At 53.5% G+C, this 8,817-nt stretch carries 10 protein-coding genes; 7 read left to right on the top strand and 3 right to left on the bottom strand.

Annotated features, from left to right (window positions below; genetic code table 11):
- Nucleotides 1-250: 250 nt before the first annotated feature.
- From MHM85_RS18025 to MHM85_RS18020, 3 genes are read right to left on the bottom strand one after another with little or no spacing between them, the layout of a single operon-like run.
- A complete protein-coding gene (locus tag MHM85_RS18025) occupies nucleotides 251-691 on the bottom strand; it encodes a DUF411 domain-containing protein (protein WP_008957442.1) in 441 nt (146 codons plus the stop codon).
- A gap of 13 nt (nucleotides 692-704) precedes the next feature.
- Nucleotides 705-839 (bottom strand): hypothetical protein, encoded by a 135-nt coding sequence (locus tag MHM85_RS18460; RefSeq protein WP_008957443.1) that lies wholly within the window; start codon nucleotides 837-839, stop codon nucleotides 705-707.
- A gap of 36 nt (nucleotides 840-875) precedes the next feature.
- Nucleotides 876-1,427, bottom strand: coding sequence for a Spy/CpxP family protein refolding chaperone (locus tag MHM85_RS18020; protein ID WP_153843653.1), 552 nt, complete (start codon nucleotides 1,425-1,427; stop codon nucleotides 876-878).
- Nucleotides 1,428-1,784: 357 nt separating this feature from the next.
- Here MHM85_RS18020 and MHM85_RS18015 point away from each other — a divergent pair, with 357 nt between their 5' ends.
- The 7 genes from MHM85_RS18015 to MHM85_RS17985 all read left to right on the top strand — a co-directional run bounded on the left by MHM85_RS18015 (nucleotide 1,785) and on the right by MHM85_RS17985 (nucleotide 8,654).
- Nucleotides 1,785-2,156, top strand: a complete 372-nt coding sequence (locus tag MHM85_RS18015; RefSeq protein WP_153843654.1) for a copper resistance CopC family protein — start codon at nucleotides 1,785-1,787, stop codon at nucleotides 2,154-2,156.
- 165 nt (nucleotides 2,157-2,321) lie between these two features.
- On the top strand, nucleotides 2,322-3,065 hold the full coding sequence (locus tag MHM85_RS18010; protein ID WP_231125633.1) for a CopD family protein: 744 nt from the start codon (nucleotides 2,322-2,324) through the stop codon (nucleotides 3,063-3,065).
- Between the two features lie 283 nt (nucleotides 3,066-3,348).
- On the top strand, nucleotides 3,349-3,882 hold the full coding sequence (locus MHM85_RS18005; protein ID WP_054641625.1) for a plastocyanin/azurin family copper-binding protein: 534 nt from the start codon (nucleotides 3,349-3,351) through the stop codon (nucleotides 3,880-3,882).
- A gap of 14 nt (nucleotides 3,883-3,896) precedes the next feature.
- A complete protein-coding gene (locus MHM85_RS18000) occupies nucleotides 3,897-4,562 on the top strand; it encodes a response regulator transcription factor (RefSeq protein ID WP_153843656.1) in 666 nt (221 codons plus the stop codon).
- 76 nt (nucleotides 4,563-4,638) lie between these two features.
- Nucleotides 4,639-5,883 carry a sensor histidine kinase gene (locus tag MHM85_RS17995; RefSeq protein ID WP_231125634.1) on the top strand — a complete coding sequence of 415 codons (1,245 nt, stop codon included), beginning with the start codon at nucleotides 4,639-4,641 and terminating at the stop codon, nucleotides 5,881-5,883.
- 68 nt (nucleotides 5,884-5,951) lie between these two features.
- Nucleotides 5,952-7,874, top strand: coding sequence for a copper resistance system multicopper oxidase (locus MHM85_RS17990; RefSeq protein ID WP_239286570.1), 1,923 nt, complete (start codon nucleotides 5,952-5,954; stop codon nucleotides 7,872-7,874).
- 9 nt (nucleotides 7,875-7,883) lie between these two features.
- Nucleotides 7,884-8,654 carry a copper resistance protein B gene (locus tag MHM85_RS17985; RefSeq protein ID WP_239286571.1) on the top strand — a complete coding sequence of 257 codons (771 nt, stop codon included), beginning with the start codon at nucleotides 7,884-7,886 and terminating at the stop codon, nucleotides 8,652-8,654.
- Nucleotides 8,655-8,817 lie beyond the last annotated feature (163 nt).

Here is an 8,817-nt window from a genome sequence, read left to right as displayed (position 1 = left end):
GGGAAGTGTGTCTGAACGACGGGAAGTGGTTAAAAAGTAGGCAGTTTAAACCGTGCCAATAGGTTTTTAGTAGCATTACGTCTTGGGTAAGATACTTGCTGAGGTGCTATGAGAAATCCGGGCTAGCAAAGTAAATCCTAAGTTTAATACAGCGCTTTCGTTTTAGTAATGTATGACTTGAATGCGCCTGCTGTACTACAAGAGTCCGTTAGAACGGCGTGCAGACAGCAGGCGAGCTTTTATCACCCTACTAAAGGGTCATAAATGGCTCATCTTCCTGGCCTGTAAACGTGTACACATTGTAAGGGCTTTCTTGTGGCCCCGGCATACCCGGTGTGCCAATGGGCATACCCGCCAAACCGATACCGTCAATATCGGGTTGTTCCTCAAACAGCGCCTGCACGGCTTCCATTGGAACGTGGCCTTCGATCCAATACTCGCCCATCTCAATGGTATGGCATGAACCCAGGCCATAGGGCACGCCTGCCTGCTGCTTAATATCACCCAGCTCTACATCGTCAATAATCGTCACTTCTACGCCGAGCTCTTCAAGATGGCGTGCATAAGCGTCACAGCAGCCGCACTGGGGGTTTTTATACAATGTTGCCTCTGGCGGTAACGCCGCCTGGGCGGAGACCGCCCCAAGCAGCATGGAACCAGAGAGTAAAAGCTTGGTGCTCATATGTTGCATTATTTTCAACTCCTTAGCGTGAACGACTGAAGAGGTATTTTGCCAGCGAAGCGATCGCCAAGCCAATTAATAACAGCATGGCCAGGGGCATCAACCAGCCTAGCCACCCCATTGACCCCATAAAAGCAAAACATTCCGCGTTCATCATGCCATCACTCCTAAAAAAAGAGGCAATCGCCAAGGCTTATTGCGGGCCATGGTGGCTGGGCATGCTTCCTCTCATCTGTTCACGCTGCTCATCGGTCAGTAAGTCCTGCATCTGATTATGCATGCGCACGTTATCAGCCATCATATCGCCATGAAGGTTGGCCATTTGAGCATGCAGCGCCTTTATTTCCTCTGGTTCAGGGCGTTCAGTCTGCATGGTTTGCATCATGTCGTCGCGCAGGTTCATCAATTCGCCCATCCGCTCAAGCTGGGCCGCGCGGTGTTCTTGGCGCATCTCACGCATGGTACTCATCTGCTGCTCGTCGAGCATACCGCCAATGCCGAACATACTCCCCATGCCTTCCATCATTGGACAAGGCATCATCCCGCTTTGCCCTCCCATCATCATTCCTGGGTACATGCCTTCTTGACTGCCCATCATCATGCCCGAACCCATACCGACTTGGCCGTCCATCATATTGCCCTGACCTTGGGCGCCTTGGCTCATACCTTGAGCGAAGATGGCGCTGCTGGGGACACTGAGGCTTGCAGCCAGACCAATGACAAAGATCATCTTGTGCTTAACCATGATATTTCCTCTTATCATGTTGCTGGTCGAGACATCGCCTTATCCATTAAAAATGGAAGAAGGCGGAGTTAGCTTTCGTTATAAGCCTACAACCTATAGGTGGCCCAAAGGTAAAGGAGAAACCGATCCCAATACCTAAGTGTTGTCACAGATCATTTTTTCCGCCATTTTCAGCCCTGCTTCAGGTTGGCACGCTATAACACCTACACATTTCTTTGAAGATTCATACGACGCCATGCGCCTTGTTCGCCAAACAGGGAAAATGAACGATGTAAGAAGGCTCAACCGAATCAGTTTTAGCGCCTCCGCGATGAAGTAACAATATCCATTCAACCCTGAAAAACATAAGGATACGGTATGCAAAAGAAGACGAGTTCGCTCCCTATCATTCACGCTTCCTTAGCAACGCTGTTGCTGTCGCTAGCAATCCCAGTGCTGGCCCATGAAGGGGCCGCAAGCACTTCGCCTAAGGATGGCGTCACCATTCAGGATTCCCCAGCAGAGATTGGCATCGAGTTTGGTGGCATGATGCGCATCACCCAGTTTGAAGTGGCAGGCCCGGACGGCCACGTTCCTCTTGATGGTCAGCCAGGCAGTGAACAGGTCGATCGCTACTTCGTAAAGCCCAGTGACACTCTTTCGGCTGGGGATTACCAGGTGCGCTGGCGTGGCCTATCGGATGACGGGCACATGATGTCCGACGGTTTTAACTTCTCGGTCGAGCCCTGACCCGTGGCCTGGTGGTTCTCCGTAAATAGCCTCGACGTCTGGACCGTCGCGATGATTCTCGTGGCGGCTGGGGTTTACCTTAGTGCCCTAGTCGCGACGGGGGCCGTGTTGTTTCGTCTAGCGTTTCCCCGACTCCCTGATCACGACCGGAGGCGCGTCGCCCGCATGGGCGTCTTTGCTGCCTGGGCGGGGGTCATTCTGATTCTGTTCCAGTGGCCTTTAGAAGCTGGTTACCTTGGGGGCGGCAATATATCTGCTGCAACCAACCCAATGCTGCTCGGAATCGTGTTTGAGGGTGCGTCCGGGGGCCGGCTAATGCTGGCGGTAGCTGGCTTGCTGCTGGTTCAGGCGATTCAGCTTAATAACTTAGCGCACTCGAAAACAGCCAACAGCGTGAGCCTAGTAGGCGTTTTATTGGTGATGCTGGCATTCGTGCAGGTGGGGCATACAGTAAACACCCCACGCCTCGTTCTGGCTGGCTTGCTGATCGTTCACCTGATGGCGGCAGCATTTTGGGTGGCCTCGCTTTGGCCGCTGTTCCATTTAGTTGGACGGGGTCACAACCAGGACAATACCGCCCACATTCTGACCCGTTTCGGGAAAATCGCCATGGGCGGAGTTGGCGTGTTGGTACTGGCGGGCGTCACTTTGGCCACGCTGCTAACAGGCGGTCTCACACCCCTGCTCACCACGGCATATGGACAGTTCTTGATCGGCAAGGTATTGATTGTGGCGGCGCTACTGTTATTTGCTGCCGCGAACAAGTGGCGGCTTGTGCCGGCCTTTGAGAGCGGCGACGCAACAGCCCCAGGACGGTTACAGAGAAGTATTGCACTGGAGATGGTGCTGGTCGCGGTTATCTTGTTGATCACGGCAGTGCTGACAAGAGTGTCATCACCGAATGGGTGACTAACAGGTCAACCACCTTGTTGAGCCGTTCCAGAGCTCGAAATTAACGGTCTCCTTCTTATGGGCCTTACGCTGAGGTTTAGGCGGAGGCTGCCATAGGCAATTGCACCAACAAGACGAAAAGTCATTGCTGCAGCGTTGACTCTAATCAGGGGGGGCAGGATCCATCATCATGTTAGAAATGCTTTTGGGTAGCAGGCCATATTTTTACGTTAGGTTCAGGCTCGTTTCAGGTTAACGCCGTATAAAGAACAAGTGACAATAACCTCTGAGGTAAATGACCATGCGCAACATCTCCTTAACAACGTCTTTGTTTGCCCTTTCACTCAGTTTGATAACGAGTGCGGCATGGGCTTCGCCCGGCCAAGGCAGTGGTGACAATGGCCTAACCGAGGCTGACGTTGACCGCACGATCAGCCTTGAGGCTGGCGATATGTGGTTCGACCCTGAAGAGCTAGAACTGGCGGCTGGGGAGGTGGTTAAATTTGAAATCACCAACACCGGCAATTTAGAGCATGAATTTGTGATTGGTAGCAAAGAAGCCCAAGAAGAACATCGCCAGATGATGCTAAACATGGCCAATGGCGGAGGCCATGACATGTCGAATATGGCACACGGTGAAGGCCACGATATGTCCAATATGTCAAACGGCGATGGTCACGATATGGCCAATATGAGTATGGCAGGTGTCACCATTGCGCCTGGTGAAACCGGGACTTTATTATGGAGTGTCCCTGACAATGTTAACGAGCTAGAGTATGCCTGTAACATTCCTGGTCATTATGAATCCGGCATGTACGGCAATTTTTCTCTCTAATCTGACGTATATCCATGAAACTGTTGCTACTTGAAGATGATGACTTGCTAGCGGAAAGCTTGGCAGAGAGTCTCAAAGACAACGGTTACCTGGTTGATTTGGCCGCCTCATTGAAAGCGGCCAAGTCGCTGATGGCAACCGAGCATTATGAACTGGCGATCTTAGATGTCGGTTTGCCCGACGGCTCAGGGCTGGATCTGCTCGCCCAGTGGCGCAGGCAAAAACGCGACACGCCTATTTTGATCCTGACGGCCCGCGATACCTGGGAAGATAAAGTTGTCGGTCTTGAGACGGGGGCCGATGACTATCTTACCAAGCCCTTCCACGAAGCCGAACTGATGGCCCGGCTGAAGGCCTTGCTACGCAGGCAGTCTGGTCAGTTATCTCAAGTGATCACGCTTAACGGCATTTCGTTGGATGAAGCGGGTCAACGAGTGTGCTTAGAAGGTGAAACGTGGCGTTCGCTCACAGCGACCGAGTTTCGGTTACTGCGCTACTTAATGCTTCATCCAGACCGTATTCACTCGAAAGATCAGCTACTAGAGCAGCTCTACGCCTTGGATCAGGACGCTGCCGCACCTAACTTGGTGGAAGTCTACATCGCTCGTCTGCGCCGTTATCTCGGTAAATCAGTCATTCAAACGCGACGTGGTCAGGGGTATTTCTTTGCTTCACATTGATAGACGCAGTTTACGCATTCGGCTACTCGCATGGTTAGGCGGCGTCGCGCTACTGGTGGTGGTCACCACGTGGCTATTGCACGGGATCTTTTTACAGAGCCTGGCAAGGGATTTTTTAGGTGAACGCTTACAACGTGAAGCAAACCACGCGGTCGCGCAGCTAGAGCAAGACCAAACGGCTGTACCGACTGCGCTCGACTCGGTTAGCCAAGGCTATCAAGTCTTTCATCATCTCTACGTACTCCGTTTCAATGGCTCGGTCAACGCTTCTGACCCGCAATGGCAGCAACAGCTGGCTCCGTTGCTAGATGAGAGCGGCGATGCCCTAATAGATGTGAATCGCGGAACACAGCACATGCTCGTCTATCGCCGCCATTTTGAGTGGCAGGGCACGCAGGGTGTGCTATTGGTGGGCGAGGATTTTTCCCAAGTAGAAGCAGGGCTTGCAACTTTACACTGGTGGGTCGGTGGGATCGCCGCCGTGCTTTTAGGGATGCTCATCATACTCAACATGCTAGCGGTTAACCGTGGACTCATACCACTCTGGCAACTGCGCCAACAACTTGAAGCATTGCGATCAGGCAAACGTGATCGCTTGTCATTAGTAGCCCCTTCGGAGCTAGATGAATTAGTCGACCAGTTGAACTGGTTCATGGACGACATTGATCTTCGTCTGAAGCGCTCGCGAGAATCGGTCGCCAACCTATCACACGCATTAAAAACCCCGCTGGCAGCAATTACCCAAGTACTGCGCGGCAATCGGCCCATTGATGAAAACCGACGGCATAAACTGCTCAGTCGTATTGAAGATATTAACGCTCAGTTAGCTGCAGAGCTGCGTCGTTCGCGTATTGCAGGGCCTAACGCGGGTCGAATGGCGAACGTCACGCGAGATAGTTCACGGCTCATCGAGATGTTCCGTAGTCTTTACCCTGAGCGCATTTTCAACCTTACCCACTCGGCACACGAGAAAGACCAAGTGCCTATTGAGGCTCACGACTTTTCTGAAATATTAGGCATCGTGCTCGATAACGCTGGCAAATGGTCGAATAGGTGCATTAATTGCGATATTGCCGTCTCCACTACCACACTCACGCTCACCACTGATGATGACGGTTTCGGCGTTGCAGAAGAAGATCTTTCGCGCTTGGGAGAGCGTGGCACACGATTGGATGAACGCCGTCCCGGCTACGGCTTAGGCCTGTCGATTCTTGCGCAGTTAATTGCCCGCTACTCAGGGCACTCGCGCTTTGAGCGTAGTCCACTGGGTGGACTGCGCGTTACGGTTACGTTGCCTCTTGCAGTTGAAGTGATTAATTAATCACTATTCAGCTTTGATTCAGCTTCTTCCATCAAGATGGTGTCATTCATCATTGATGGGAGTTACACATGGCACGCTCAAGTATCATTTCTCACCCTCTTTCTCGTCGGCAAGTGTTAAAAGGAGGCGCTGCCTTAGGCTTAGGTTCTGCTGCGGCAATGGGGTTAACCCCCGCCTGGGCAAACCCCTGGGGCCGTACCAACGTCTATGCTCAGGGCGTTGAAGAAGGGCCCGAGGTATCGCTGGCGATCCGCCGTGAATCGTTGCCTATTGACGGACAAGAAGCCCAACCCATTACCATTAACGGTACCAGTCCTGCCCCGCTGATTCGTTTGAAAGAAGGTCAAGACGCAGTACTGCGTGTCACCAACCTGCTGGACGAGCCCACCTCCATCCACTGGCATGGTCTCATTCTACCGCCGGAAATGGATGGTGTGCCTGGCGTTAGCTTTGCAGGTATCGCCCCTGGTGAAACCTTTACCTACCGTTTTCCCGTCCGTCAGAACGGTACCTACTGGTACCACAGCCACTCCGGCTTGCAGGAACAGCTCGGCCACGCCGGGCCGTTGATAATTGACGCCGCCGAGCGCGAACCCATCCGCTATGACCGTGAGCATGTGCTACTGCTCACCGACTGGACCTTTGAAGACCCCATGTCGGTATTTCGTAATCTGAAAACCATGGAAGGCTATTACAACTTCCAAGAGCGCACGATTGCTGACTTCTTTGCCGATGTTCGTAACAACGGTTTTGCTCAGACCGCTGAAATGCGCGGCATGTGGGCTCAAATGCGCATGAGTTCGCGGGATATCGCCGATGTCACCGGTAGTACTTATACTTATCTTCTCAACGGCTATTCTCCTCAAGAAAACTGGAATGCCTTGTTCAAAGCTGGTGAGCGGATACGACTACGCGTGATTAACGGGTCGGCGATGTCATACTTTGATGTACGTATACCTGGTTTGAAGATGACCGTCGTTGCTGCCGATGGCCAGCCAGTGCAACCCGTGCCTGTTGATGAGTTCCGTATTGGCGTGGCGGAAACGTACGATGTGCTTGTTTCACCAGAAGATGATCGAGCCTATACCATCTTCGCCGAAGCCATGGATCGGAGTGGCTACGCTCGCGCCACGCTAGCCCCGCGTGAAGGCATGCAGGCGGAGATTCCCAAGCGCCGCCAAATTGCCGACCGCGGCATGGAAGCCATGGGTGCCCACGGTATGGGCGGTATGGATCACTCCAACATGGCGGGGATGGATCACTCTGGCATGTCCAACATGTCGGGGATGGATCACTCTGGCATGTCCAACATGTCGGGGATGGATCACTCTGGCATGTCCAACATGTCGGGGATGGATCACTCTGGCATGTCCAACATGTCGGGGATGGATCATTCCAGCATGGCTGGGATGGATCACTCCGGTATGTCCAACATGCAAGGCATGGATCACTCTACTATGGGAGGCATGGCAGCCGAGCAGGCCAAAATAGGCGCAAACGGTTTGCTTCTCGCTGGTGAAGCCCAGCCCGGCTCTCGCTACGACCAGGCGGGCATCGGCATCGACCCCGACGAACGACGCATATTAGTCTACCGGGATCTCAAAGCGATCACACCATGGCCTGATCGCCGTGAGCCAGGCCGTGAGCTTGAGCTGCACCTGACCGGCAATATGGAGCGTTATATATGGTCGTTCGACGGTAAGAAGTTTAGCGAAGTGACGGGCCCTATTCATTTTGTGAAAGACGAGCGGCTGCGCCTAATTCTGATTAACGACACCATGATGGAGCATCCTATCCACCTCCACGGCATGTGGATGGAGCTGGAAAACGGCCAAGGGGAATTGATACCACGCAAACACACCCTAAATGTGAAGCCCGGTGAGCGCGTATCTGCGTTGATCACCGCAGATGCAGAGGGCAGTTGGGCGTTCCACTGCCACCTTCTCTATCACATGGATGCCGGCATGTTCCGCGTTGTTCAGGTTTCTTAAGGAGGCAGTATGAAAACCAAGCACTACTTAACCCTCGCCAGCGCCGCCCTCGGCATGGCCGCCGCCACGACTGCTCAAGCCGAAGACGGCTATGACGCCCCGGCCGGCTGGCCGTCACCGGTCGTGGAGCACCCGATGACCACGGTACGGGTCGATCGCTTGGAATATGCTTCGCCCGACAAGGGGGGGGATGCCTTGGTCTGGGATTTCCAGGCCTGGTATGGCAGTGATTTCAATCGCCTATACGTGGAAGGCGAAGGCCAAAACGTCCAGGGCGATGGCGAAGATGCAGAATTCGAGTCCCTCAACCTGCTTTATAGTCGTTTGATTGCCGACTTCTGGGAACTTCAGGGCGGCATCGGTTATCAGGGCGGTATCGCTACGAATGACTATCCCGAACGCTATTTCGGCGTCATCAGCCTATTGGGGCTCGCCCCCTATCGCTTCGAGACCGATCTCGACTTGATGATAAGCGATGAAGGCGATATCTCCGCCAGCCTGGAAAGCGAATACGATCTGCGCCTGACTCAGCGGCTCTACCTACAGCCGCGCACCGAAATTGCCGTGGCCGCCAGTGAAGTTGAGGAGTTTGGTGTGGGTGAGGGCCTTAACTCAGTGCGTGTCGGCATGCGCCTGGGCTACGAAGTGACCAGACGCTTTGCGCCTTACGTGGGCGCTTACTGGGTAAAAGAGTATGGCGATACCGCTGACCTTTCTCGTGCTGGCGGGAATAATACCGAAGATACCGGCGTGGTGGCAGGTGTCAGGTTAATGTTTTAAATCGTTAAGCACTCTATAACTTGCGCCACCGAAAGGTCCCCCACTGTCAAGCTAGTTGGAGTGTCAGCGGCTGTTAGACTCTGAACGATGTGGGGCGTGACGAGGTTCCGATGAAGTACTCCGACGAGCGCCGGGAAGCCATCCTCAAGAAGCTGCTCCCGCC

Origin of the sequence: Halomonas sp. McD50-4 (assembly GCF_022348135.1) — a bacterium.
Classification (GTDB): domain Bacteria; phylum Pseudomonadota; class Gammaproteobacteria; order Pseudomonadales; family Halomonadaceae; genus Vreelandella; species Vreelandella piezotolerans.
Note: the sequence above shows the minus strand (reverse complement) of the source record. Positions and strands in the feature narration are given on the sequence as shown.